Here is a 25,251-nt window from a genome sequence, read left to right on the forward strand (position 1 = left end):
TCCTCCTATTTAAGCATGGATAAAGCTTTACTGTAGATGGGATCATAGCTCTTTGTACCAACTGCGTAAACATAAGCACTTAACAAATGATAATAGCTTTCCTGATCATAGTTTCCAGACTCTTTAAGATGTTCTTTTTTCTGGAATGCTTTTAAAGCATTTTGCGCATCCTTAGAAAAATAGCCATCCGTACGTCCTGGCTTATAGCCCAATGCATCTAACATGACTTCCATTGTTTTAATATAATCATTCAGCTGATCAAAATGATATGTAGCTGGTACTTTTTCTAGCTGTAGTTTGGCAAGTGGTGCATCACTTATTACTACATTTGGGACAATACCCACCTTATTGATGGACGTTCCATCCGGTGTCAGCCATTTGGCATAAGTGTATTTTAAGACACCACCGTTAGCTAATGGCATTTCTACTTGTACAGTCCCTTTACCATATGTCTTCTCACCAACAATTGTGTAATTATTATTTTTCTTTAAAGATGAAGCCATAATCTCACTGGCAGATGCACTCATATTATTAACAAGAATTAATCCCTGTTCAAACTGATAATGATCATCTGTCGCATCTTTCACCTTAGTTACTTTTCCATTTTTTGTTTTTGTCATATAAAGTACAGTGTCTTTTTTATTTAATAAAGCAAGACATTCTTCTGCCGCATCGACATATCCTCCCCCATTATCTCGTAAATCAATAATGAGTGATTTCACGTTATTCTTCTTAAAAGAGGCAAGAGCCTTCTCAAACAATGAACTTGTAGCTGTACCAAACGTATTGATATCCACATATCCACAACGATGTCCATTGATATCCTTAATTCCATAATTAAGACTTGAATCCAATGATGAACGTTCAACATGAAGCACCATTCTCTTGCCGCCACGCAGTACTGTTAAAGAAACAGCTGTTCCCTTTTCACCACGGATAGCCTTGCCAATTTCTGAAGATGATTTATTATTCATTGAAATGCCAGCCACCTCAATAATAAGATCACCAGGCTGAACTTTTCCTTTTAAAGCTGGCGTATCAGGATAGACTGTAGTCACAATCGCTCCTTCTTTAGTTGTTAAATAATCAATACCAATACCATCATAGTCACCATCGACAGTATCCTGAAAAGAATCAAATTCTGATTTTGTCATATAGCTTGTATGAGGATCACCTGCACCAAGAACTAATCCTTTAGATAGACGTTCAAGTAAAGATGTATTTTCATTGGTTGTATCATAAAACTGATTATTCATTGCATTATAAAGCTGAAGCAGTGTGCGATTATTCAGTGAAGACTTTTCTGTTTCTTTATGAAAAAGAACGTATCCACCTCCGATGCCAAGAGCAAAACATAGAATACCAACAAGAAGGACAAATAGTGGCTTTATTCTTCTTTTTTTGCTTGCCATATACACAATAATCACCTCGTCTACTCATTTTATCATAATTGACTTAAATTTTATACAGTGTTGCATAGAAATGAATTTATCCCCTTTATCTTATTTTCACCTTTTGTAAAAAAGTCACTTTTTTACTGTATATAAGCAATAAATTTTAATTTCTTAAGAAAATCTTAAGAAACAGTGTTGACTTCTCCCTCATTTATGGTATAGTAACAAATGTATTCAAAAGTTAAGAAATTCTTAAGAATTACGTAAGAATTTCTTAAGGAAAGAGGATAAATATGAATAAATTAATTAAGAAATTAACAATGTTCGCATTAGCTTTTATTATAATGGGTGGCGCATTTGCCATTAGTGCTGAAAACAGTGAAGCATTCGCTGCTACAAATAAAGCAAGAGTTTACGCTGAGTTAAAGGCATCAGGCTACAGCAAGGCTACAGCTGCTGGAATCATGGCTAACATCAAGCATGAATCTAACTACAACCCAAACGCTGGACGTGGCGCTTATGGTTTAATTCAGTGGACTGGTTCAAGAAAGAGCGCATTAAAGAGATATGCTAAATCTAAGAAATTAAGTTACAAGTCAGTTAAAGCTCAGATCGGTTATATGAACAAAGAGCTTAAGAGTGGATATAAAGGACTTTACAAACATCTTAAGACAGTAAAGAACAATAAATCTGGTGCTTATAAAGCAGCTCATAAGTTCTGTTATGATTTTGAAAGACCTGCCAATAAATCAAGTCGTTCAAAGAAACGTGGCAATACTGCTAAGAAGATTTATTCAAAGCTAGCATAAGTAATAATCCTCCGGTTATCCGGAGGATTTTTTTATTGAGATCAAAAAAGAACTCCCGAAGGAGTTCTTTTAGAATGTCTAGTATTATAATTCAGCGAAATACTTAATAGTTCTAACCATGTTAGAAGTGAATGAGTTTTCGTTATCATACCAAGATACAGTCTGAACTTCAGTATCACCATTTGGTAATTCGTTAACCATAGTCTGAGTAGCATCGAATAATGAACCATAAGTCATACCAACGATATCAGAAGATACGATTAAGTCTTCATTGTAACCGAATGATTCAGTCTGAGCTGCTTTCATAGCTGCGTTTACTTCTTCAACTGTTACTTTACCTTTAACTACAGAAGTTAATACAGTAGTTGATCCAGTAGGAACTGGTACACGCTGTGCAGAACCGATTAATTTACCTGCTAATTCAGGGATTACTAAACCGATAGCTTTTGCAGCACCTGTAGTGTTAGGAACGATGTTAACTGCACCTGCTCTTGCTCTTCTTAAGTCACCTTTTCTCTGAGGACCATCTAAGATCATCTGATCACCAGTGTAAGCATGAACTGTTAACATGATACCGCTCTGGATTGGAGCTAAATCATTTAATGCTTTAGCCATTGGAGCTAAGCAGTTTGTAGTACATGAAGCAGCAGAGATAATCTGATCTTCTTTAGTTAATGTTTCATTATTTGTGTTGAATACGATAGTCTTTAAATCGTTTCCAGCTGGAGCTGAGATAACAACTTTTTTAGCACCTGCTTTGATATGTGCAGAAGCTTTTTCTTTAGAAGTGTAGAAACCAGTACATTCTAATACTACGTCTACATCTAATTCACCCCAAGGTAATTCTTCAGCGTTTGGTTTAGCATAGATAGTGATTTCTTTACCATCTACAACGATTGAGTTTTCTTTAGCTTCTACTTTATCAGCTAAAGCATATTTACCCTGTGAAGAATCATACTTTAATAAATGAGCTAACATCTTTGGTGATGTTAAATCATTGATAGCTACGACTTCGTAACCTTCTGCACCAAACATCTGTCTGAATGCTAAACGACCAATACGGCCAAAACCATTAATTGCAACTTTTACTGCCATTTTATGACATTCCTCCTTAATTAATTTCTGCCCTTATTATAAGCCTTTGTGATTTATAAATCAACTTATAATAAAGTGTTTTCATTAATTTCATTTTCACGATTCATTTTATGCCCATTTCATGAAAATAATTTAATCTAAAATATTAAAAAATTACCATTATGAGAGCGCTTTCTCATGTGAAAAATATTTTTTATTCTATGAAAAAAGTAAAAAATGTGCAGAATATTCTGCACATTTTTATTAGTCATCTGAATATTTATCTTCGATAACTGAATCATCCTGATCATCTTCGTCAGATGCTTCTTCTTCGCTGTAGATATCGTTCATATCGATATGAACATCTTCAAACTTATGACGTACACGAAGATCCCATCTATTTTCACCAGTAGTGATCATACGTCCATCTAATGTAATATTTGTATAGAAGTTTGATTCATTTTCATCAATTTCTTCTTCAGTAAACTGTTTCTTTTCACAGATGATTGACCATAATTCATAGAAATCAATTGGCTGTGTTCTTTCCTGCATAATCTGATAAGCAAGATCAACCATTGAGATTTGTGAGTAATCCATTATTAATCCTCCTACATTTTTTCTGGTGCGGATACACCAATGACATTTAAAGCGTTGGCAAGAGTGATTCTTGTAGCTTCACATAATGCCATTCTCTGCTGCGATAATTCTTTGTTGGCTTCATCCAATACATGACAATCATTATAGAATGAATGGAATAATTGTGCAAGTTTCTGGATATAATTTGTAATTTTATGAGGTGCTCTTGTACGTGCTGCATCATTGATCACATTTCTGAATTCACCAATCTGCTTTAATAAATCTGTTTCTTTTGAATTAGTTAATAATTCATAGCTATCTGCTAAAACAAATCCTTTTTCGTTAGCACTTCTCATAATAGAGCACATTCTTGCATGTGCGTACTGTGCATAGTAAACAGGGTTTTCATTTGACTGAGATTTTGCTAAACCTAAATCAAATTCAAATGGTGTATTAGCTGCTTTTGATACGAAGAAGTATCTAGTGGCATCTACACCGATTTCTTCAATTAAGTCCTTGATTGTAACAGCGTTTCCTGTACGTTTGCTCATCTTGACAACTTCACCGTTTTCAACCATCTGGACAAGCTGCATAATATCAATATTAAGCTGATCTTTATTATAGCCTAATGCCTGAATAGCTGCTTTCATTCTGTTGATATAACCATGATGATCTGCTCCAAGTAAGTCTACAAGATAATCATACCCTCTATTAAGCTTGTTTCTATGATAAGCAATATCAGGTGTGAAGTATGTATAGCTTCCATCTTTCTTGATTAAGACTCTGTCCTTATCATCTTCGAAGTCAGTTGTTCTAAACCATAAGGCACCATCTTCTTCATAAAGATAACCTTTTTCTCTTAGTTCATCGATAACTGGCTGAATCATTTCTTCATTATATAATCTCGTTTCAGAGAACCATACATCAAATGATACTCTGAATTCTTTTAGAATATCCTTGATCTTCTGTAATTCATGAGCAGTTCCTAATTCTCTAAAGTAAGAGATAGCTTCTTCTTCTGATAAGTTTACATACTTATCTCCTGCTTCTTCTTTTACTTTTAATGCAATATCTTTAATATCCTGTCCAAAGTATCCATCTTCAGGCATAGCTCTTTCTATATCAAATAAAGCAAGATAACGGCTGTATAATGATAAAGCTAAGTTTGTGATCTGCTTACCGGCATCATTAATATAATATTCTCTTGTCACATCATAACCTGCCTTGCTCATGATACGACAGATTGAATCACCGACAGCAGCACCTTTGGCATGTCCTAAATGAAGATCACCAGTTGGATTGGCAGAAACAAATTCAACATCATATTTGATACCTTTCCCAAAATCTGTTGATCCATAGTTTTCTTTTTCTGATAAGACTTCTTTAATAATTGATGTTAACGCATCATTTTTCATAAAGAAGTTGATAAATCCAGGACCAGCCATTTCAATTTTTTCTACCTTTGCGTCTTCTAAAGAGAAAGCATCCATGATTGCCTGAGCAATTTCTCTTGGATTTCTATGTAGAACTCTAGTTAGCTGCATAGCGATATTTGTAGAATAATCGCCATGAGATTTATCTTTTGGAATTTCAATATTGATAGACGATGCATCATATTCTTCTAATAAAGATGATGATACAATCGCATTCTTTAAATGTTCTTGTAAAGTAGCTTCAATCTTATTAGCAGCCATTTTATCTCTCCTTTTCTCGTTTTTTAACCTTTAATACCATATCATATTTCATGTTGGTGTCAATGTTTTTTTCATCTACAACAACGGAGAAATGAGCCTTAAGAACGCTTCAATTATACCTACCTTATAATGCCAAGTCTCTTCAATCGTCATTCTTTGACTCACATACTCAAGATTCTTGAAATCCTGATATATGGCATCTATACAATGACACTGATAAAGTAAGGTGTTACATTCAAAATGCAAATAGAGTGAACGGTAATCAAAGTTAATAGTTCCCACAGTCGCAATCTTGCGATCGACCATCATCACTTTAGCGTGAAGGAATCCTGGTGTATACTCATATACCTCAATTCCTGCCTTGATAAGCTGATAGTAATAGCTTCTTGTTACACGAAAGACCAATCGCTTATCGGGAATATGTGGGGTAAAGACTTTTACTCTTACGCCATTTTTAGCGGCTAAGGTTAATGATTTTAACATAGTATCATCAATGATGAAATAGGGTGTCATTATCATTATTTCACGCGAAGCATGGGTAATCAGGTTTAAGTAGACATTTTCTCCTACCCATTCATCATCCAATGGTTCATCACCATAAGGAAGAACATAGCCATTTCCCTTAAATGGTTCAGGATGATGAACATGCGGTCGAAATGCATCCACATCTTCCTCTAGATCTGGATAATAGGCATAGAATGTCGATAAGAACATTGTCGTCAAGGACCAGACCGCATCCCCTTCAAGACGTATACCCGTATCTTTCCAATGTCCAAAACGTTCTTTCGCATTGATATATTCATCTGCGATATTGAATCCACCAGAATAGCCAATATAGCCATCAATCACACAGATCTTACGGTGATCACGGTGGTTCTGACTGATTGAAAACAGCGGTACAAAACGATTGAACGCCACACATTTAATTCCCCATGACTGTAATTTCTGCTTAAATTTAAATGGAATCGTTGATACTGAGCCAAAGTCATCGTAGATAAAACGTACATCCACGCCTTCCTTGACTTTCTCTCTTAATATTTCAAAGATAGTATCAAACATCAATCCCTTTGATACTATAAAGTATTCCATAAAGATAAAGTGTTTCGCATTTCTTAAATCCGCCAACATATCTCTATAATTATAATCTCCTAAAGAATAATAGATCGTATCCGTATTCTTATAAATAGGAAAATGCTGGGAGATAAGATAATCTAAAGAAATAGTTTTCTTATTAATAATAGTCTTTTTAATCTGTTCATCCTGATGACGTAAAGCATTCATCTTCTCAATACCGGGAAGCAGTTTGTTTCTAAGTAAAAAACTTGGTCGCTTGTTTCCGATAAGAATATAAAGCAGTCCGCCTATATCAGGTAAAACAAGTATCGCAATAATCCACGCTATCTTGTAATTCGTATTTTCATCCTTAGAGACAAGATAGATAGCAATGCTATAGGAAAGGATAATGAAGAAGAGGTGAATAAGCTGATTGTATTCTACAAGACGATAGGCCACAAATAATAAATAGATAGCCTGAAATAAGATAATTGTCATGTAGATGACTAATCTACTTAAAAAGATTTTTAATAGCTTCATGCGTAAACGCCTGGCTCTTGCATACGTACATAAAGGAAAACACGGGCGACATGCGTTTCCCCTTGATAAAGATGGTAGATAAAACGCAAAGTATCTTTTGTATAATTTAAGCTTTCCACTTCACTAACAAGTGGAATCTCACCCTGTATTGTCTTATAGTGATTTAAGATACGTTCACCTTTTTTAAATCTTAACAATGATTGATTATGCATAAGTCTTACATTTTCATCATCATAAAAAATACGCATCTCTCCATCTTTTGTACTCATGCGAATCTGGTGCTCTTCTTCTTTAATATAAGTACCTAACTCAATATATTCTATTTTATCCTTTTGTCCTCCGTAATCGAAAAGACTCTTATAATAAATCTTTTTTCTCATAATATTCCTCTACCTGTGGTTTCAATTCTTTCACAAAGAAGATCTTTTCATCTTCTTTTTCTTTAGCATGCAATATTGCATTTACTATTTCTGATTTATCTGGCAATGTCACAATTGTTCCATCTTCTTCTAGAATCTCAATATCCATGATATTGTTTCCTAATTCAAAATGACGATATGGTACATTTTTTGTAAAATCACTAGCAACATAGTATCGTGAATCATATCCTTCTTTATCAGATAAAGCCTTAATTTCTGCAATATCTTCTTTATGATGATATGTTCTATATTTAAGAAGATGACGATCCATATATCTTGTACAAAGATCTCTTAAAATAGCATCTTTTTCTTTCTTGAAATATGTAAAATACGTCAACATCATATTTTCATCGACATCTTCATATTGTTCAACACTAAAATCACCCTTTAACAATGGTTCAAGATAATCCATTGCGACATGAAAAGAATAGCCTTCTTCATAAAGATCCCTAATACGTCTAATAATCGCATATAACAGCTGTTCATGTGATCTTGCAGTAGGATGATAATATACCTGCCAATACATATGATATCGTGCAAGAATATAATCTTCTATTGCCTGTACACCTGATTCCTTAAAAACAATACGATCATCAACGATACGTAGTGTTCGTAAAATACGTGACATATCAAATTGTCCATATGTTACACCACATGCGTATGAGTCTCTTAATAAATAATCCATACGGTCGCTATCACACTGACTTGAGACCATCTGTACAAGCATTGGCTTTCCTTTATGTTCTATTATATTAGCCACATCTTCAGGTAAATCTGGATGAATGTCCCTTAAAATGTCACCTACTTCTGTTTCTTTAATAATCTTCACAGTCATTTCTTCATGATTAGTACGCATAGCTGACTCAAATGAATGAGAAAATGGTCCATGCCCAATATCATGAAGAAGTCCAGCACACATAACTGTCAGTTTTTCATAATCATTGATATGATCTTTTACCTGTTCAAGATTAATGATATTTCTAACAATCTCATATACACCTAAACTATGTACAAAACGAGAATGTTCAGCAGTAGGAAAAACCATATAAGTTCCACCAAGCTGTTTAATACGACGCAATCTTTGCATCTGTGGGGTATTGATCAGCTTCCATATTGGAGTATGTTCTACACGTACATAACCATGAATGACATCTCTAAATACTTTACTGTCAAATAATTTCACATCATCTAATCGAAAATCTTCTTTACGCATACTGATCACTCCTTTTGTACATTCTATCATTTTCTCTATTAGCTGCCAAATAGAATAGGCTATAATAAAGATGAGGTGATAGAAATGCATGAACATTGGATTTTTGAAGCAAAAGATTATATTGACTCTTACCTAGATGATCCTATTGATGTCGCAATCATATTAGGATCAGGTCTAGGATCATTTACTGATCATATGAAAGAACTCAAAGAGATTCCTTATGAGGAGATTCCCCATTTTCCTACTTCAACTGTTGAAGGACACGAAGGAAAACTGATTGTCGGAAAGATTGGGGATAAGAACGTTCTTATTATGAAAGGTCGCACCCATTACTATGAAGGGCACGACACATCACTTATTACCATTCCTATTCGCGTCTTTTCATCATTGTCAATTAAAACATTAATTATCACAAATGCCTGCGGTGGCATTCGTGACGATCTCACACCAGGTTCACTTTGCGCATTAGAAGATCACATCAGCTTCTTTGCCCCATCACCACTTCGTGGCAAGAACCTTTCTGACTTTGGTCCACGTTTCCCTGATATGAGCGATGTCTACTCTTCACGTTTAAGAGAGCACGCCATCAAGTGTGCAAAAGAGCTTGATATTGATCTTAAGACTGGCATCTATGCTTTCTTTGCTGGTCCTCAATTTGAAACGCCTGCAGAGATTCGCGCATTCAGAACACTTGGTGCTGATGTAGTGGGCATGTCCACAATCCCAGAGGCCATTGTGGCTAAACATTGTGGCATGGAGACTTTGGCTATTTCTCTTATTACCAATAGAGCAGCCGGTCTTTCTAAGAACACGCTTAGTCATGAGGACGTGCAAAAAACTGCTAGTAAGGTACAGAAAGATTTTGTTTCTTTATTAAAAAATATTATTGAAACTCTCTAACGGATTAAAAAAACCACGGAGCTGATCGTAGTCAGCTCCGTTTTTTTAACTCTCTTTATTGAGTTTCTTTGTATAGATAAGTACAAAATTTCTTCCTTTAATAGGCATCGCTCTTGCAATGACAACGTGTGTCGCACCATTATAAATGATCTTTGCCCATTCTTCATGTGTAATCAGTGCTTTTTTCGCAATACAAGATGAGCAAGGATGATCTTTCTCAAAGAACTCGTAACAACGCTTTTTAACTTCTTTTAATTTGCAGTCTTCTAATATGTATGTCTTATAAGAATCGATATCTACACATCTTACAACATCAAATATTTCCTGATATTTATTCATTTCTTCCGCAATCTTCTGTTTTACATCATCGTCTTCTTGAACTGAATAATTCTTAGAAGCACGCTGCTGAGCAAGTCTAAAAGCAAGTTCCATATCATTTGTTTCACTAAATGCACATACACCAATATTAAATCGCAATGTAAAACTGATACGATCAACTTGGGTAACTGTAGAAATATGCGCAAGGAGTTCTCTCTTAACTTTGACCATATCTTCCTTATTTTCAAACTGCTTCAACACAACGAATTTCCCCATTCCGATATAGCCGACAACTCCAGTTACTCCAATATATTTAGAAATCTGTTCTCCTACATTTTGAAGCATGTGTGTTAGTACTTCTTTTCCGTGCAGCTGATTGTAGTAGGTTATATTAAGAACATTAATATAGACAATCATAAACTCCTGATTTCTTAATTGATAGCCTTCAATGTAATACATACTATTAGACATGACGCCATTCCAATTAAGCATGCCTGTCTCAGAATCATGATTTCCTAAGCTCTTGATAATATTTGCACGTTTCTTTTCATCAGTGGTATCCACAAAGTATCCCAGTAATCCAACAATCTTTCCATCATTGTATACTGGCATCTTGCTTGCCGCGATTTCTCTGTTTTCACCTTTACACAAACATTTGCCGGGTACATTTCTTGTTCGTTCTCCTTTTTGAAGAACTCTTATTTCATCGTTCATAAATGGATCTGGATCCACATGCCAGCCCATTTCTTCATCATTTTTACCAACAATGTCATCCATTGACTTGATGTCATAATAGTCTCTAAACATCTTATTGACACCTACAAAGCGACGGTTTGTGTCTTTCCAGAACAATCCTGCTGGCACCTGATCTTTAAGTGTATTCCACAAAGCTTCTTCAGTAAGTCCAGTATCTTTACTAACTGAATATCCATGGAAATTAAGGTATACATTTTTCTTGCTTTCATCTAGTGGTCTAATAGAGAAAATCACTTGATCCTTATTATTGGCATAGGATAATTCAAAAATTCTCCACTTATATTCCATACTCGATTCCGCATAGCGGAATGCCTCTGAAACGACATGAGTTTTCTCAAGTCTTGTATTAATATCTTCAAGATTCATAAACTCAATGAATCGATCTCTATCATCTATGTAGATCATAGTTTTGACAGTCTTATCAATCAGCTGTGTTAAATTACTAATATTGTTTTCCTTCTTAAGTCCCACATGAGTATAGATTGTTTCAACCGCATTATTCTTTAAATTAACCAGATAAACCTGATCAAAGAGTGCATAAATTGTCTGCTTTGTCTCATCAAGTCGCATATTTCGTAAGACCGAGTATTCTTTTGATAAGTTTCTTACAGACATGAGATATGCCTTACGATCTTTAGCAGCCGCGATATTCTTATAACGCAATGCAATAAGATTTTTTCCATCGATAAAATCCATACTTGTTTCTTCTCCGTATTCAAGAGAATCCAAGGCTTCCTGCACTCTTTTGGCTGTGGAACTTATTTGATCTTCAATTCTTCTTGCCAATTCCTCTTCCGTTTCAATTCCTATAGAAACCAATTCATTTAAAAAAAACTCATTGGTATAAAGAAACTCTACTTTATTATCCTTTTGTTGGAATATTCCAATTGGAACATTAGTCAAATGTAATCCTTCATCTCCAAATGGATCATTTGAGAGCGGATTAATTTTACCAATATCTTTATAGTAGTAACGTTGATTTTGATCCTCAATATCAGCTTCACCGCAGATGACTTTATTCATAATATCGTCCATCGGTTCAGGTTTACCAAAGTAATACCCTTGAATCTTTTCACAGCAAATATCCTTCAAGAAATCAAACTGTTCTTTTGTCTCTACACCTTCAACTAAAGTATGAATACCTAAAGCTTTAGCCATATTAACCACGAATTCAATAATGGTCTTAGAACGTTCTGAGAAGTTTTTCAAGAAAAGCATATCAATCTTTAGTGTATCAACCTTGTAGTCTTTTAAGACATTAAGTGAAGAATAGCCACTACCAAAATCATCAAGCCAAACCAGATAACCTGCATCATTGAACTTTTTAATCTGTTTTTTCATATAGTCCTGATTATTACTTAATAAAGATTCAGTAACTTCAATCTGGAACATTTCTCTTGGCAAATTAACCTTTTCTAATTTACGATCAATTCTTTCCAATAGACTAGCAGATTCAAAATCAAGTATAGAAAAATTAACGCTGACAGGAACTACCGGTACCTTATCGACATAGTAGGCATATTTCTCACATATACAATCCACCACATAATCACTCAGCTTTGTAATCAGATGATAGCGTTCAAGCACACCAATAAAGACATCCGGTCTGATCATGCCAAACTGTGGATCATCCCATCTTGAAAGCGCCTCAAAGCCACAGATGCTTTGAGACAGCGTTCTAATGACTGGCTGGAAATAGATCTTGATCCATTTCTTTTGTAATGCTTCATCAATATGATCGACAATATGCTGTTCTAGTCTGAGCATAGAATCCATTTCACTATTGAAATAGTTGAAATGGACATTATATTTACGTTTAATCGCATCGCAGGCAATCTTAGCCTTATCACAGGCAACCGTAATGTTCTTGCTGGCAAGATGATCCACACGATAAATACCAGCTTTTAGTGTAATATATTTTGCCAAAAATTGTGTTGCGATACTTTCAATTTTCTCTTCGACTCCCTTTTCATATGTCAATACGAGGAAGTGATCTTCCGCAAATCGGGAAACCAGTCGATTAGGGAATGTTTTTTTAAGTTCAGCGCCAAGGTCTCGAATCAATTCATTTCCTGCTTCAAAGCCGTAATTTTCATTATAAGCTTTAAAGTTTTCAATATTAAAATAGATAATGACCTTTTTAAGTTTCTTCGTGAATTCTGTATTGATAATTCTCTTTGAATACTCGATAAAAGCATCCATATTCATAAGACCAGTCAAATGATCTTTTCGACCATCTTTATGATATCCTAAAAGCTCCTCCAAATCTTCGATATGATCATCCACATAATAAAGATCGTTTTCAAAAGCAATACGTTGCTTCTCTTTACAATTATTCAACATGTTATCAATGGTGTTTTCATCATTGACATTACCTTCAGAAATACCTACAAATACTTTTACTTGAGGTTTAGATAAAGAGAATTTAAATGAAGTAATAAAGCTTCTATACTCTTCTAACTTATCAATGAAATGCCATTCTTCATCAAAATGTTCAGTTACAACCAAGAAACCATCCAATCCTACACGGAAAACACAATTTTCTCCAAAGTAATCTACGAGTATATAACCTGCCACATGAAGAACTTCATCACAGACAGCGTATCCTTTAACATCAAGCAGATAGCTCAATCCATATAGACGAATATATGCGACACGAACATACTTATTCTTAAACAATTTTTCATAATGACTAAGATAAGCAATTTTTATTGTCCCAGTCTGTTCATCATGACGTTCTTCCCATTGAAGCTGTTCACGGATTTCTTCAATTGTTAAACCTTGTTTCTTCTCTTTCATAGTCATCCCCTCTTATAATATTAAGGTAACACATATACAATTTTTTTACTATAAATTGACGATTTTGAAAAAATAAAACACGCCTGAGCGTGTTTTATTTATATAAAGTAATAAGTCATTAACCATCCACTTGTATTTAAATAGACTACTTCCCAATAAAATCCATGTTTTTCTCATCCTCCACAAACCTGAGAATCTTATAATAGGCTCTTTTATCACGTGAATTGCTTTTCCAATTTCCTCGGATATCTGTCAGCTCAGATAGAACACTATATGTTGCTTGGAGACTATATACTAGATCCCAGTTTTTAAGCAGATAATCATAGATGCGAAGGAGTGTATCACTGATGTCATCTTCATTCTTTAATTCTTTAGAAAGTTTTGTTACTTCATCATCTTCTGATCTGTCTCCTTCTTTTCTTATTGTCCTTAGTTCTTGGCCAACCCCTTCCAATTTGTTTTGAAGATATCCTGTTTCTTTACTGTATAACGGTTCTCCATAGCGCTTTTCCTGTTCCCTCGCAAACTGTACTAGCAGCAAGTTATCATACTTTGCGAAACCTTTAAGACCTAACTTGTTTTTGTCAAATTGCTTATTTAGATCCTTGCAGATTGAGAATTCTCCCCTTAATTCATTTTTATTCAATATCTTCCCAAAAATGTGCTTCAATTAAGTTATTTCCTTTCATGATGATAGAATTGTACTGAAATGCGATTATATGCAGTTGTAATGTAATCAATTGTAAATCATCAGTATTGTGGTGTCGTTATCACTTCTCCTTTCATTTTGAACATCAATATATTATAAATACATTTTAATACATATTAATTTAAAAATTAAGCATTTAGATCTTCATCACAAAAGAAAAAACATCGCTTACGCGATGTTTAAAAATGACTAATCTTCATAGTCCATACATACACGACTGCATGTATAAGGACGTACTTTTGTATTGGCGATTGCGGCATGTTCTGGATGAACTGCGTATCCCTTTAATGATTCTTCATCTTCAAAAGTAGTAATTAATAATGCATCCGCATTTGAAGATTCAAGACAATCAATCTGTACATGAATATCAATCATGCCAGGAATCTTTCCCTGAAGACTTTCAAGACCTTCCTTGATTCCTTTTTTGATTTCTTCTGTCTTATATTCTTCAGCTAACTGCCATAAAATAATGTGTTTTACCATCTTTGTTTCCTCCATGTCTATAATAATAAATATCTGTACTCATGTCTAGAGAAGAGAAGCTTTAAGTTCTTCTACTGTATCTACAATATGAATGTTTTCATACTGTTCAAGAAAAGCTCTTTTTCTAAAGCCCCAGGATACTGACACACAATCCATCTTTGCATTCTTTGCACTTTGAATATCTATTTCTGAATCGCCGATGTAGACTGCTTCTTCTTTATTGACATGAAGTTCTGCTAGGCAAGATTCAATCATATCTGGAGCCGGTTTTCTTCTGATTCCTTCTTTTTCTCCAATAACAAAATCAAAGTAGCCTTCAAATTGATCTTTTACAAGTTCCAATACTGCATCATTTTGTTTATTAGAAACAACCGCAAGCTTGACTCCTTTTTTTCTTAGCATCTTTAATAAAGACAAGATTCCCTCATATGGTCCAGTCTTGATTTTACAGTGTTCTTTATAATATGGTCTAAAGATTTTCTGGATATCATCAATCTCATCACTTTCTTTAACTGATGAATCTGCAGTCCCCACCTTGACAAGTTCTTCTCCACTCATTCCTTCTTCATAAGCAATAGCTCTCATCATGGCTACCTTCACACCACTGCCAAAAAACTGTTTTACTTCTTCTACACTGTAATTATGTCTATGACCAGCTTTTTTCATCGCATAGTTTAATGCGGAAGTCAGGTCTTCGATAGTATTAAGAATTGTGCCATCCATATCAAAAATAGCTGCTCTATACATGTCCATACCTCTTTTCTAGCTGTCATTATAGTGTATTTCTTATTAAAAGAAAACATCCTAAATATTTTCATTACAGGAAAAACTCTTTACATATCGGAATAAATTGTGTATATTAAGAAAAACTTAAGAATTACTTAAGAAGTAGTTAAGAAATATGTAAGAACTGCTTAAGAATTATGAAAGGTATTCTTAAGAATTAAAAAAAGGAGACCCACTGTATGAAGAAATTATTTAGTAAGTCGCTTTTAAAAATTGTTATGATGATGACATTGGCACTAGGATTAAGTGCACTTTCAATAGATCAGGCAGCTGCCAAAACAAGTAATCAGGAAATCGCTCTTCCTATTACTCATACCTTAGATGCTGCTACAAAAACAGCTTCTCGTAAGGTTAAGATTGCTCATAAGGCAATGCAGATGGCCAAATATAAGAAATATACTATTAAAAATGGTGTTAAGTTCTATACTTACTTTAAAGCAGAAAATGTATCAGACATTGAAAATAGTGAAACATATAAGGCTGTTCAGTCTGTAAGAACTACTAGTTCAAGATTAACTAAATCAGCTGGTGCTATTACTGGTCCTAATGGTAAGGAAACATATTACAACTTAAATATGAACGGTGTTGTTCGTATTATGAGAAACCATGGTAATACTGATAAGTATTGGGTAAGAAGTGATGGTGTTAAGATGCTTGGTAACTATGTTATGATTGCAGCTGATCAAGCAAGAAGACCACTTGGTTCTATCTATGAAACATCTTTAGGATTAGGTATTGTATGTGATACAGGTTCATTTGTATCAAGCAATCATAATCAGACAGATATTGCGACAAATTGGTAAAAAGAAAGGGAGTCACGTGACTCCCTTTTATAGTGCTCTTGAAACTTGAATAATATAGCGATCATATGAAGGAACATGGGATAGTTCTATTTCAAATGAAGAACTTTTTTTCTTGTTTATTTCATCTAATTGTACACTGTTCCCACCTACTCCTTTTTTATTTCTTATAAGAAGTACGGATACCATCAAAGGTGGTGTTGTATCAGATGATTTATTAGAAACATTTCCTTTAAAGACTATTCCACCAAGATCATCTTTTTCTACTTTTACATTATTGATCTTATATTGACTAATATCAGCCAATCCGCGATCTTTTCTCCATGATTCTACACTTGTTGTAAAGCTTACACCCTTTACTTCACTTTCACACATTATATTCCCTGCAACAATCCCCTGTTCACCATCTTTCATACTGCTAAGAGAAGCTTCTTCAGTTAAATCCATCCCTTTGACTTTCACATTAACACTTGGATAGACAGCTTCTTTTCCAGAATGATTAGTAAGCTGACAGGCATAATAAAGAATATGCGTCTCTTGATCCCAGTAGTAAGATGCATAAGCAATTTTTAATTTAGGATGCGTCTGGCATCCTGCTAAAATGAAAACAAGCATAGCCATGAGATATTTTTTCATGTTCTTTTTCTCCTTTAAAAAAAGCTCATTATGAGCTTCTTTATTATAACATACTTTTTATATATGACCTTTTATTGTTTCCTTCTGTATTAATTTTTGTACACTATACACATCCATTTCACCACTCTGTACGAGGTCAAAGAGCTCCTGAGCTCTTCTTTTTCCTTTATGTGTCAATAGCCAAATATACATTTCAATAGGTAATACCGGACTTTCCAATGCAACCTTCCCCCTTCGCACTAAAGTACAAGTCCAAATATAAGCAATAGCACCAAGATTAATAATCCCGGTAATAAAAGCAAGGCAAAGCCTGACATGACCATTCCGATTAGTACTAGCGGAAGGGCAAGTAAGCTAAAAGCAATTTTTACAATTCCCCAAGATGCCTTTAATGCCAATGAGAATAAACTTCCAAAGATAATAAGAAATACAATAAACATTGTCATAACTAATAATGTGAACATACGCCCCACCTTCTTTCATATTATATATACCTATTATAATCAAAGAGTATGTGATTTCAAATATCTAAATTATGAAAATAAAAAGTGCTAATTTGCCTTTTTGGCAAATTAAGATATACTTAAGAGTAAGGAGAACACAATGGGAAAAAGATCAATCAAGGAAAATAAAAATATTTACTTTCTTACAAGAGAAGAACAAGGACTAACTAGACTAGAAGCAAGTGAACGTACGGAAGGTATCATCACTGCCAGTCGTCTAGAAAAAATAGAGAACGAAAAGATTCAGCCTCATCCTGAAGATATTCTTGCCCTTGCAAAGGCTTATAATAAACCTTCACTCATTCATCATTTTTGTTCACATGAATGTGCTATCGGCAAGATTCATCGTCATGATGTGCATATCTCATCATTATCAGAGATTGTATTAAGTACACTTTCTACATTAAATACATTAAACAAAGAAAAAGATCGACTTATTGAAATCACCGAAGATGGGATCATCTCTGATGATGAACTAGAAGATTTTGCGATGATTGCCAATCAGCTAGAAAAAATATCCATAACTGCGGACGCACTTAATCTTTGGGTCAGTGATACAATTGCCTCAGGGAAAATAGACAAAGAAAAATTCGAACTGATTCGCAACGAAAAAAGAAGTATAGAGAGGTAATAGTTTTGCATAAAATTGCTTTAATTAAAGATACAATTAACAAAGTAGAAGATCGTATTCTTCCTCTTATTGAAGATGAAGAAATAAAGAATAAACTACATAATAAATATCAGAATATACTAGAACATATTCCTGATAGTCAAAAAGAAACATCAAAAGATCTTAAGACAATCATTCTTCATGTTTTCCAAGAAGAACTTCCTATTGATATTGATCTCAATAAACTAAAAGAAGCCTTACATTACCAGATGCCTCAGCTTGTCGATCTAGCGACATTTGAATCATTGTTTAAGGATGTTCTTCCTGATTATCTTCAAGAAGAAAGAGAATCAAGAGAACCAATGATCCTAGGAGAATTCTGGCCTACTGAAGAAATGCTTTTCATTGATGGAAAGAAGCGCTATGCTTCTTGGAAAAACAATGAACCAGAATATCCACACAAATATGTAATCGCTAATACAGAAATGATCATCAATGCTACAAGTGAAGAAGTAGATAAGCTTTTATTGATGACAATCAAGACAACCTATATTGCACAAGAATACGCATATTATGGAGAATCAGATTTTTCAATTTAAAAGAGACCTAAGGGTCTCTTTTAAAAATCTTTCTTTAACATAACTGCTCTTGAAATTAGGATAGACATCAACATGAATAACAGTACTCCAATAGAAACCATGATTACCTTGAAGCCCTGTAATAATTTTATTATTGTCGCAAAACCTACTAAATTAAAGAGCAACGCGATAGAACCAATGATAATAAATGAAAGTAACACCATCGCGACAGTTGATTTTGCTGATCCAAAGTAAAGATAGATAGGAATATAAAGTGAAGACGCAAATATATATAATAACAATGATATAAAGATCATTTGAATATTAGCACCAATAATCAATGAATAAATCAGCCAAACAATGATAATTGGCAAAATAGAAAGAATACTTAAGACATATTTACTTAACACATACTGTGTTCTTGTAAATGGCAATGTAAACAAGAGAGGATAACCGTTGTCATATTCATCGTAAGTAATTGTCGTTAATGTTTGTACACACATCATATACATCAACATGGGTACCATCTGTTCAAAATAGATCTTCTCAGAAATCAGATTTACAAAAACAATAATAATAAATCCATACAAGATTCCCATACTGTACTTCTTCATAGTCATTAAATCTTTGATCAGTAGAGCCTTCATAGTCTTTCTCCTTTAATGTTCATGAGTAAAATATCATCGAGATTTATATTTTCAATAATCATTTTAGGATAATTTTCTAGGTAGAATTGTTTTTCATTAGTAATAGCACCATATCCCCATTTCTCTTTACAGTAATTAGAGATAAACTGCTTATCTAAAGTCTGCCATTCTTTTTCACTACATTTTATTAAACCATATGTTTCATTAATACGATCAATATCTTCATGGAAATTGATTTTTCCATCATTGATAATATAGATTTCATCACACAATGTATCTAAATCATTGGTGATATGAGAACTGATAAGAATTGTACGACTTTCATCTTCTTCCATATAGTCTCTAAGCATATCATAGATATCCATTCTTGCGGATATATCAAGTCCAGTTGTAGGTTCATCTAAGATCAGAACCTTAGCCTGATGAGAAAGTGCCATCAGTACTTTCAGTTTGGCCTTCATACCTGTAGAAAACTTTTTAATAGTCTTTTTTAATGGGAGTTTCATCTCAACTGCTTTCGTTAAAAAGAATTTTTCATCAAAGTGTTTATAGAAGGCCTTTAAGATAGTAGAAATATCCTTAACTGTATAATACTGACTTAACATAGAATCTGAAAAGACAACACCTACATCATTCTTGTCTTCAACACTATAAATAGAGCCTTCATCGATTGAAATCAAACCTAGCAATGCCTTAAATACTGTTGTTTTACCTGAACCATTTTCGCCAAGCAATCCTACTACTGTACCACTTTTTATTTCTAGTGAAACATCCAACTGAAAATCCTTATACGTTTTCTTTACGTTCTGCATTTTTAGCATACTATGATTCCTCCATAATCATTTTCATAATGTCTAATACATCTTCATTACTTAATCCACTTCTCCTTGCTTTTTTCATTATTCCAGATAACTCTTTTTCAATGTCTTTTACCTGCTGTTCATGAACAACATTTCGATCCACTGGTGCAATATAGCTCCCTTTGCCATGTACTGTAATGATAAGTCCTTCTTGTTCTAAAGCATCATACGCTTTATTAACAGTCAATGCGCTAATTCTTAGCGTATTGGACAATGAACGTACAGAGGGCAATTTATCTTTTTCTTTAAGTTCTTCATTATAGATACTCTTTTTTATCTGATCTACAATCTGTTCATAAATAGGTACCATTCCTTGGGTATTAATAATTATATTCATATGGCCCTCCTTTCTATAAACAGTATATAACAGTATACAACAGTTTGTAAAGTGTTATACACTGTTTATTAAAAAAAACACTACCTAAGTAGTGCTTTTAATAGATGTCTTTTCTTACATATTTAATTAGTCCAATACAAACCATAACGATACTTACAACTGTCCATATTATAATGACTGTACCATTCAATACATGTTTTGTAAGAATATCTGCGGTATCACTTAATGAGAAAGGTGAAAGCTTACCAAATAACTCTTTTTGATTTGAGATATTGCCTACAATATAAACAAAATACAGCAGAACAGCTAGTCCTAATCCAATCCCTGTACCATTTTGTCTTAAGAAACAAGAAAGTGAATAGGATATACTTGCGATAACCATATTGATAAAGACAACTGCCATATGGATAAGATAGAATTCTCTCACAAGGAAATCCTGTTTGATGATAATCATGCATATGATTGCAGCTATCAGCATTAATAGGTTAAATAGTATAACTTGAATCTGCATGGCTATAAACTTAATGAATGCGACTTTTCCTCTTGAGTAGGGCTGAGTTAAAAGGAAATCTGCAGTTTTTTCATATTCTTCTTTAGATATAATGTTTATGCCAATAAAAGCCGCATATAATGAACCACCTAAGGTCATCATCATGCCACATTCTACACCATAGAATCCAAAGAATGTTAAGAAGTTAAATTGATTTAAACCAAAGGCAGAACTGAAGGCACCCATATTAGAAAAGTCTGCCTTCATATTTTTCATTTCAGGGTAAACAAGAATACATACAGCTACAAAGAAAGCAACAAGAAGACTCCAGATCAATAGGACTTTTCGTCCTCTTTTTAACTCCTGTAGAAATAGTGTCATAGTTCATCACCTTCCTTATAGTAGTGCAAGAAAACTTCTTCAAGATCAGGATCTTCAATATTAATATCACTGATTTTTTCTTCTGAAAGCATCTTTAATAGTGATTTCATATGACCACGATAAAGGAATGACACTTGGCCATCTTCTTTTTTAAGATTTTCCATACCATCGATTGTAAAATCAATATCTCCTGTAAGAGTTATTCGTTTAGTCGTACTGTGCATAAGCGTACGTACATAATCACAGGCAATGATATGTCCTTCTCGAATAATGGCAGCACGTTCACAATATCTTTGTATTTCAAGCAGGTTGTGACTTGATAAAAAGATCGTTGTTCCTTCCTGATGAAGTTCCTTCAAGATAGAAAAAAATTCTTTTTGAACAAGCGGATCCAATCCACTTGTTGGTTCATCCATAATAAGAAGTCTAGGCTTATGCATCAATGCAATAACAATAGAAAGCTTCTTCTTGTTTCCTAATGAAAGCTGATTAACACGTTTAGTAGTATCAAGTGATAAACGTTCACAAAGCTTATAAGCTTCATCAACACATTTTTTGTTTTTAAGCTTAGCAGTGTAGGCAATCACCTGTTTCACTTTCATCTTAGGATAAAAAAAGACTTCCGAAGGCATGTAACCAACCTCAGATAAAATCTCTATCTTATCTTTCCTAATATCTTTCCCAAAAATATACCCTTCTCCAGACTGATAACGCAACAATCCTAGCATTGTACGAATAGCTGTCGATTTTCCAGCTCCATTTGGACCGATGAAACCGAAGAATTCTCCTTCTTCTACACTAAGATTCAACTTATCAATGCCACGTGATTTCCCATAACTTTTCGTTAGATCACGCAATTCAATAGCATTCATATTAGTCCCCCTTTCTTATATCATAATCATATCATATTGTAATAACATATAAAAATAAAAGCCCACATACAAAAAAAGAGCTCTCGCAAGCTCAATGTGGCAACTGCATTATTTCCATGGTATAAATACAGTTTTCATTATTTTTACTTAAATCCATATAGCATTGTGTTTCATCCATAAAACACATCAGCAGTTTATCTTCAATATTATATGAAGAAATGACTTCTTGTCCTTGAAGGATTGTCTGGTCAATTTCTTTTTCAATATCCTCAATCATCTTTCTTGAAGAAACAAGTTCCTTCTTTAACAAATCAAGATTATCATGATAATGACAATGCATAAAAGATGATGCTTCATAAAACGAAGAAAAGAACAGTATATCAAATGCCGCAAACTCACGATCATTTACACCTGCACATAAAAGCATATAAGGCTTAGTATCTATTATATGTTTATAAATACGTTTTAACTGAATACGATGCATATAGTCAGAACCCATTTCTTTATAAAGAAATATTTCAATACAATTACATGTAAAAGTAACGACCAGTTTTTCATCACCTAACATATAATTATACTTCCCACTTTCCTCATCTGATGAATGATAAAGTTTCTCAATAATATGAAATAGACTTTTTTTATGAAATTCTACCAATGATGAATAAGAAAGAGCATCTTTAAGATTGCTTAAAAGCAAATGATCCATCTCTCTACAGGCATCATGATCCTCCGTAAAAAACTGGACAGGACTTTTTAAATGATGACCGTAGTCCTGATAGCTTTCTTCAAAGATTAAATAAACATTTTCCCCCATAATATACACCTCTGCTATTTCATTATAAAACAATCAGAAAAAATAACATGGTCATATGTCCTATTGTGAACCTAAAAACTGGATTTATATAAAAAACTCTATCAAAACAGATAGAGTTTACAGTAAATTCCTTTTTTCCAATACTCTTGTAGCATAAGAGCATACAGACTTTAATGTGATATTTTGTCTTAATGCTTCATCAATAATAGTGTCTACAAGGCGTCTTGCGATTCCCTGACCTTCATAACCAGCATTCACTTCAGTATGATCAATAATCCATGTCTGATCTTCTTCTTTATATGTACATACACCAACTAAAATGTTTTTCTTTTCATCATCATAAGCTGCAGCACGATTACGGTCTGCTTCATAATTTACAGTTATCATTTTTATCCTCCTTGTAAAATCAACACATGAGATACTTCTTAATTCAAGAATAACGATTTATCTTCTGTTTTTCAATATAAATGCTTAATAAATATCAATAATCAATAACTGACTGTGGATTAATAGATAAGCAAAAAATTGAAAATAGAAGAACTTAATAAGATATTTATTTGGCATATCACTGTCATTGCTTTATCCATTGATACACCTATTATAAAGGATATCTTTTTGACATAAAAGGTTATAATATATTTTTGACCAAATATACACCATTTTCATAAATAGAAATATATATAATTGTCTTTTTAACAAATATTTGTTGACTTTTAAAAAAGTGAGGTCTATTATATACGCAAGAGCAAAATAAAAAATTCAATGACGGGAACACGTTGTGATCAGGAAGGCAATCAGAGAGTCTGTGGCTGGTGAAAACAGATTTGCTGATGATTACAGTATCGTCCCTAAGAAGCGGATTGAACAATATAGTAGATCTAGCCGGTTTCCACCGTTATATGGATAGCGTATGGTTGTACGTAAAGTGTCATGTTTAACATGGAAAAAGGATGGTACCGCGGATATATTCGTTCCTATATTGGAACGAATTTTTTATTTGCTCAAAGGGGGATATTTTATATGAAATTTTTACAGAAATGCAGTAAACTTTTATCTGATTACACAGCATTGTTTGTTATTGCTGTCGCAATCGTAACATTTTTTGCTCATAGCTTAATGAGCTGGGTCAACTTCTCATTATTCTTTGATTTTGTTGGAAACAAATTCACTAACCAATCATTGATTATCGGCATTATCATGTTCACTATGGGATTGACTCTAACTACTGAAGATTTCAAGATCTTAGCAGCTCGTCCTTTTGATATCTGTATTGGTGCATGTGCACAGTACTTGATCATGCCATTCTTGGCTTACACTTTAACAAAGGTTCTTAATCTTTCACCTGCTATCGCATTAGGATTAATTCTTGTTGGATGCTGTCCAGGTGGGGTTTCTTCTAATATCATGTCATACCTTTGTGGTGGTGATGTTGCTTTCTCTGTTGGAATGACTACTGTTTCTACACTTCTTTCACCAGTTATGACTCCAATCATGGTTTCATTGCTTGCTCATGGTGCTAAGATCAGCATCCATGGATTCCCAATGTTCGTTTCTATCTTAGAAACAGTTCTTTTACCTATCGCTGTTGGATTCTATCTTAACCACAAATTTGGTCAGCATAAAGTATTTAAAGAATTACAGAGCGTAATGCCTGGTATCGCAGTTATTGGTCTAGCATGCGTTGTTGGTGGTGTTGTTTCTTCTCAGGGAGAAAACTTCTTCACTTCAGGTGTTGTCGTATTCGTTGCAGTTTTCTTACATAATAGCTTAGGATATGCACTTGGATACTTAGCTGGTAAACTTGCTGGTATGAACGTTAAGAAAAAACGTACAATCTCAATCGAAGTTGGTATGCAGAATGCCGGTTTAGCAACTAACCTTGTTACTACAACTGCACAGTTTGCCGCATTGCCTCAAGCCGCAATCATCTGCGCTGTCTCTTGTGTATGGCATTCTATTTCCGGAACACTTATCGCTGCGCTATATGCTCAGATGGATAAACGTTCTGTATCAGTTAAAAACAAAAGCACACAGACTGAATTCTAAGCCAAAAGGACAAGCATTGCTTGTCCTTTTGTTTTGAGTTAATCATTGTATGAAGGGAAATTATGAATAAGTTGTAGCTTTATCTTTACTACAATTACAGTATATAAATACTTCGTGGCATAATTATCTTGTGATTATCAAAAAATATGTGATA

At 33.8% G+C, this 25,251-nt stretch carries 27 protein-coding genes and 1 other annotated feature; of the genes, 6 read left to right on the top strand and 21 right to left on the bottom strand.

The genetic code is table 11. The annotated features are described in order from the left end of the window. Window positions 1-5: 5 nt before the first annotated feature. Entirely contained in the window at window positions 6-1,412 is a 1,407-nt protein-coding gene (locus T513_RS0105635) for a S41 family peptidase (protein WP_035876763.1), read from the bottom strand. Between the two features lie 275 nt (window positions 1,413-1,687). Here T513_RS0105635 and T513_RS0105640 point away from each other — a divergent pair, with 275 nt between their 5' ends. Then, window positions 1,688-2,203 (top strand): phage tail tip lysozyme, encoded by a 516-nt coding sequence (locus T513_RS0105640; protein ID WP_031589331.1) that lies wholly within the window; start codon window positions 1,688-1,690, stop codon window positions 2,201-2,203. Window positions 2,204-2,287: 84 nt separating this feature from the next. Here T513_RS0105640 and gap read toward each other — a convergent pair whose 3' ends face one another. The 6 genes from gap to T513_RS0105670 form a co-directional block, all read right to left on the bottom strand. Continuing rightward, window positions 2,288-3,298 carry a type I glyceraldehyde-3-phosphate dehydrogenase gene (gene gap, locus T513_RS0105645; RefSeq protein WP_029069865.1) on the bottom strand — a complete coding sequence of 337 codons (1,011 nt, stop codon included), beginning with the start codon at window positions 3,296-3,298 and terminating at the stop codon, window positions 2,288-2,290. Window positions 3,299-3,541: 243 nt separating this feature from the next. Continuing rightward, entirely contained in the window at window positions 3,542-3,874 is a 333-nt protein-coding gene (gene rpoE / locus T513_RS0105650) for a DNA-directed RNA polymerase subunit delta (protein WP_031589332.1), read from the bottom strand. Between the two features lie 11 nt (window positions 3,875-3,885). Further along, window positions 3,886-5,547 carry an arginine--tRNA ligase gene (argS, locus tag T513_RS0105655; RefSeq protein ID WP_029072557.1) on the bottom strand — a complete coding sequence of 554 codons (1,662 nt, stop codon included), beginning with the start codon at window positions 5,545-5,547 and terminating at the stop codon, window positions 3,886-3,888. A 75-nt stretch (window positions 5,548-5,622) separates the two neighbouring features. Beyond that, the gene (gene cls / locus T513_RS0105660; RefSeq protein ID WP_029069862.1) at window positions 5,623-7,140 is read right to left on the bottom strand and encodes a cardiolipin synthase; all 1,518 of its coding nucleotides are present in this window, start codon (window positions 7,138-7,140) and stop codon (window positions 5,623-5,625) included. Beyond that, a complete protein-coding gene (locus T513_RS0105665; protein ID WP_029069861.1) occupies window positions 7,137-7,520 on the bottom strand; it encodes a DUF1934 family protein in 384 nt (127 codons plus the stop codon). Before T513_RS0105665 ends, cls begins: the two co-directional genes overlap by 4 nt. Beyond that, window positions 7,498-8,772, bottom strand: a complete 1,275-nt coding sequence (locus T513_RS0105670; RefSeq protein WP_031589333.1) for an HD domain-containing protein — start codon at window positions 8,770-8,772, stop codon at window positions 7,498-7,500. The genes T513_RS0105665 and T513_RS0105670 overlap by 23 nt, the downstream gene beginning before the upstream one ends. An 84-nt stretch (window positions 8,773-8,856) precedes the next feature. Between T513_RS0105670 and T513_RS0105675 the strand changes: the two genes are divergently transcribed. Further along, window positions 8,857-9,672, top strand: coding sequence for a purine-nucleoside phosphorylase (locus T513_RS0105675; RefSeq protein ID WP_031589334.1), 816 nt, complete (start codon window positions 8,857-8,859; stop codon window positions 9,670-9,672). Window positions 9,673-9,717: 45 nt separating this feature from the next. On the opposite strand, the gene T513_RS11745 is transcribed toward T513_RS0105675, so the two are convergent. The 4 genes from T513_RS11745 to T513_RS0105695 form a co-directional block, all read right to left on the bottom strand. Then, complete coding sequence (locus T513_RS11745) at window positions 9,718-13,545, bottom strand: EAL domain-containing protein (RefSeq protein ID WP_051654406.1); 3,828 nt, start codon at window positions 13,543-13,545, stop codon at window positions 9,718-9,720. A gap of 145 nt (window positions 13,546-13,690) precedes the next feature. Further along, complete coding sequence (locus T513_RS0105685; RefSeq protein WP_031589336.1) at window positions 13,691-14,215, bottom strand: hypothetical protein; 525 nt, start codon at window positions 14,213-14,215, stop codon at window positions 13,691-13,693. Between the two features lie 228 nt (window positions 14,216-14,443). Continuing rightward, on the bottom strand, window positions 14,444-14,737 hold the full coding sequence (locus T513_RS0105690; RefSeq protein ID WP_031589337.1) for a Dabb family protein: 294 nt from the start codon (window positions 14,735-14,737) through the stop codon (window positions 14,444-14,446). Between the two features lie 45 nt (window positions 14,738-14,782). Then, window positions 14,783-15,490, bottom strand: coding sequence for an HAD family hydrolase (locus T513_RS0105695; RefSeq protein WP_238551733.1), 708 nt, complete (start codon window positions 15,488-15,490; stop codon window positions 14,783-14,785). Window positions 15,491-15,702: 212 nt separating this feature from the next. Between T513_RS0105695 and T513_RS0105700 the strand changes: the two genes are divergently transcribed. Beyond that, window positions 15,703-16,326, top strand: a complete 624-nt coding sequence (locus tag T513_RS0105700; protein ID WP_031589339.1) for a hypothetical protein — start codon at window positions 15,703-15,705, stop codon at window positions 16,324-16,326. Between the two features lie 27 nt (window positions 16,327-16,353). Here T513_RS0105700 and T513_RS0105705 read toward each other — a convergent pair whose 3' ends face one another. From T513_RS0105705 to T513_RS0105715, 3 genes are read right to left on the bottom strand one after another with little or no spacing between them, the layout of a single operon-like run. Further along, the gene (locus tag T513_RS0105705; protein WP_031589340.1) at window positions 16,354-16,959 is read right to left on the bottom strand and encodes a hypothetical protein; all 606 of its coding nucleotides are present in this window, start codon (window positions 16,957-16,959) and stop codon (window positions 16,354-16,356) included. A gap of 57 nt (window positions 16,960-17,016) precedes the next feature. Beyond that, window positions 17,017-17,178, bottom strand: a complete 162-nt coding sequence (locus T513_RS12180; protein WP_155266075.1) for a hypothetical protein — start codon at window positions 17,176-17,178, stop codon at window positions 17,017-17,019. Between the two features lie 20 nt (window positions 17,179-17,198). Further along, window positions 17,199-17,423 (bottom strand): hypothetical protein, encoded by a 225-nt coding sequence (locus tag T513_RS0105715; RefSeq protein ID WP_031589341.1) that lies wholly within the window; start codon window positions 17,421-17,423, stop codon window positions 17,199-17,201. A 139-nt stretch (window positions 17,424-17,562) separates the two neighbouring features. Here T513_RS0105715 and T513_RS0105720 point away from each other — a divergent pair, with 139 nt between their 5' ends. Both T513_RS0105720 and T513_RS0105725 read left to right on the top strand, forming a co-directional pair. Continuing rightward, complete coding sequence (locus T513_RS0105720) at window positions 17,563-18,093, top strand: helix-turn-helix domain-containing protein (RefSeq protein WP_029069852.1); 531 nt, start codon at window positions 17,563-17,565, stop codon at window positions 18,091-18,093. Between the two features lie 5 nt (window positions 18,094-18,098). After that, on the top strand, window positions 18,099-18,671 hold the full coding sequence (locus T513_RS0105725; protein ID WP_031589342.1) for a hypothetical protein: 573 nt from the start codon (window positions 18,099-18,101) through the stop codon (window positions 18,669-18,671). Between the two features lie 20 nt (window positions 18,672-18,691). On the opposite strand, the gene T513_RS11750 is transcribed toward T513_RS0105725, so the two are convergent. The 7 genes from T513_RS11750 to T513_RS0105760 form a co-directional block, all read right to left on the bottom strand. Next, window positions 18,692-19,297 carry an ABC-2 transporter permease gene (locus T513_RS11750; RefSeq protein WP_051654407.1) on the bottom strand — a complete coding sequence of 202 codons (606 nt, stop codon included), beginning with the start codon at window positions 19,295-19,297 and terminating at the stop codon, window positions 18,692-18,694. Continuing rightward, entirely contained in the window at window positions 19,294-20,118 is an 825-nt protein-coding gene (locus T513_RS0105735) for an ABC transporter ATP-binding protein (RefSeq protein ID WP_031589344.1), read from the bottom strand. Before T513_RS0105735 ends, T513_RS11750 begins: the two co-directional genes overlap by 4 nt. Window position 20,119: 1 nt before the next feature. Next, window positions 20,120-20,494: a GntR family transcriptional regulator gene (locus T513_RS0105740; RefSeq protein ID WP_031589345.1), complete on the bottom strand. Its 375-nt coding sequence runs from the start codon at window positions 20,492-20,494 to the stop codon at window positions 20,120-20,122. Between the two features lie 97 nt (window positions 20,495-20,591). Further along, window positions 20,592-21,365, bottom strand: coding sequence for an ABC transporter permease subunit (locus tag T513_RS0105745; protein WP_031589346.1), 774 nt, complete (start codon window positions 21,363-21,365; stop codon window positions 20,592-20,594). Beyond that, a complete protein-coding gene (locus T513_RS0105750) occupies window positions 21,362-22,237 on the bottom strand; it encodes an ABC transporter ATP-binding protein (RefSeq protein ID WP_031589347.1) in 876 nt (291 codons plus the stop codon). The genes T513_RS0105745 and T513_RS0105750 overlap by 4 nt, the downstream gene beginning before the upstream one ends. 91 nt (window positions 22,238-22,328) lie before the next feature. Beyond that, entirely contained in the window at window positions 22,329-23,051 is a 723-nt protein-coding gene (locus tag T513_RS0105755; protein WP_031589348.1) for a hypothetical protein, read from the bottom strand. A 117-nt stretch (window positions 23,052-23,168) separates the two neighbouring features. After that, window positions 23,169-23,438, bottom strand: a complete 270-nt coding sequence (locus T513_RS0105760) for a GNAT family N-acetyltransferase (protein ID WP_029069845.1) — start codon at window positions 23,436-23,438, stop codon at window positions 23,169-23,171. A gap of 366 nt (window positions 23,439-23,804) precedes the next feature. Further along, window positions 23,805-24,030 (top strand) — a binding site (T-box leader). Between the two features lie 41 nt (window positions 24,031-24,071). On the opposite strand from T513_RS0105760, the gene T513_RS0105765 reads away from it, so the two are divergent. Next, window positions 24,072-25,097, top strand: coding sequence for a bile acid:sodium symporter family protein (locus T513_RS0105765; protein ID WP_029069844.1), 1,026 nt, complete (start codon window positions 24,072-24,074; stop codon window positions 25,095-25,097). Window positions 25,098-25,251 lie beyond the last annotated feature (154 nt).

This window comes from Kandleria vitulina DSM 20405 (genome assembly GCF_000702065.1).
GTDB lineage: Bacteria > Bacillota_I > Bacilli_A > Erysipelotrichales > Coprobacillaceae > Kandleria > Kandleria vitulina.

What these genes read in the sequence shown, in the direction of transcription:
- argS (WP_029072557.1), bottom strand. Translation starts at nt 5,547, where the DNA reads ATGGCTGCTAATAAGATTGAAGCTACTTTACAAGAACATTTAAAGAAT.
- T513_RS0105750 (WP_031589347.1), bottom strand. Translation starts at nt 22,237, where the DNA reads ATGAATGCTATTGAATTGCGTGATCTAACGAAAAGTTATGGGAAATCA.
- T513_RS0105690 (WP_031589337.1), bottom strand. Translation starts at nt 14,737, where the DNA reads ATGGTAAAACACATTATTTTATGGCAGTTAGCTGAAGAATATAAGACA.
- gap (WP_029069865.1), bottom strand. Translation starts at nt 3,298, where the DNA reads ATGGCAGTAAAAGTTGCAATTAATGGTTTTGGCCGTATTGGTCGTTTA.
- T513_RS0105635 (WP_035876763.1), bottom strand. Translation starts at nt 1,412, where the DNA reads ATGGCAAGCAAAAAAAGAAGAATAAAGCCACTATTTGTCCTTCTTGTT.
- T513_RS0105745 (WP_031589346.1), bottom strand. Translation starts at nt 21,365, where the DNA reads ATGACACTATTTCTACAGGAGTTAAAAAGAGGACGAAAAGTCCTATTG.
- T513_RS0105665 (WP_029069861.1), bottom strand. Translation starts at nt 7,520, where the DNA reads ATGAGAAAAAAGATTTATTATAAGAGTCTTTTCGATTACGGAGGACAA.
- T513_RS0105765 (WP_029069844.1), top strand. Translation starts at nt 24,072, where the DNA reads ATGAAATTTTTACAGAAATGCAGTAAACTTTTATCTGATTACACAGCA.
- T513_RS0105670 (WP_031589333.1), bottom strand. Translation starts at nt 8,772, where the DNA reads ATGCGTAAAGAAGATTTTCGATTAGATGATGTGAAATTATTTGACAGT.
- T513_RS0105720 (WP_029069852.1), top strand. Translation starts at nt 17,563, where the DNA reads ATGGGAAAAAGATCAATCAAGGAAAATAAAAATATTTACTTTCTTACA.
- T513_RS0105760 (WP_029069845.1), bottom strand. Translation starts at nt 23,438, where the DNA reads ATGATAACTGTAAATTATGAAGCAGACCGTAATCGTGCTGCAGCTTAT.
- T513_RS0105700 (WP_031589339.1), top strand. Translation starts at nt 15,703, where the DNA reads ATGAAGAAATTATTTAGTAAGTCGCTTTTAAAAATTGTTATGATGATG.
- cls (WP_029069862.1), bottom strand. Translation starts at nt 7,140, where the DNA reads ATGAAGCTATTAAAAATCTTTTTAAGTAGATTAGTCATCTACATGACA.
- T513_RS0105705 (WP_031589340.1), bottom strand. Translation starts at nt 16,959, where the DNA reads ATGAAAAAATATCTCATGGCTATGCTTGTTTTCATTTTAGCAGGATGC.
- T513_RS0105640 (WP_031589331.1), top strand. Translation starts at nt 1,688, where the DNA reads ATGAATAAATTAATTAAGAAATTAACAATGTTCGCATTAGCTTTTATT.
- T513_RS0105755 (WP_031589348.1), bottom strand. Translation starts at nt 23,051, where the DNA reads ATGGGGGAAAATGTTTATTTAATCTTTGAAGAAAGCTATCAGGACTAC.
- T513_RS0105695 (WP_238551733.1), bottom strand. Translation starts at nt 15,490, where the DNA reads ATGGACATGTATAGAGCAGCTATTTTTGATATGGATGGCACAATTCTT.
- T513_RS0105715 (WP_031589341.1), bottom strand. Translation starts at nt 17,423, where the DNA reads ATGTTCACATTATTAGTTATGACAATGTTTATTGTATTTCTTATTATC.
- T513_RS0105740 (WP_031589345.1), bottom strand. Translation starts at nt 20,494, where the DNA reads ATGAATATAATTATTAATACCCAAGGAATGGTACCTATTTATGAACAG.
- T513_RS0105735 (WP_031589344.1), bottom strand. Translation starts at nt 20,118, where the DNA reads ATGCTAAAAATGCAGAACGTAAAGAAAACGTATAAGGATTTTCAGTTG.
- rpoE (WP_031589332.1), bottom strand. Translation starts at nt 3,874, where the DNA reads ATGGATTACTCACAAATCTCAATGGTTGATCTTGCTTATCAGATTATG.
- T513_RS0105675 (WP_031589334.1), top strand. Translation starts at nt 8,857, where the DNA reads ATGCATGAACATTGGATTTTTGAAGCAAAAGATTATATTGACTCTTAC.
- T513_RS11745 (WP_051654406.1), bottom strand. Translation starts at nt 13,545, where the DNA reads ATGAAAGAGAAGAAACAAGGTTTAACAATTGAAGAAATCCGTGAACAG.
- T513_RS11750 (WP_051654407.1), bottom strand. Translation starts at nt 19,297, where the DNA reads ATGAAGGCTCTACTGATCAAAGATTTAATGACTATGAAGAAGTACAGT.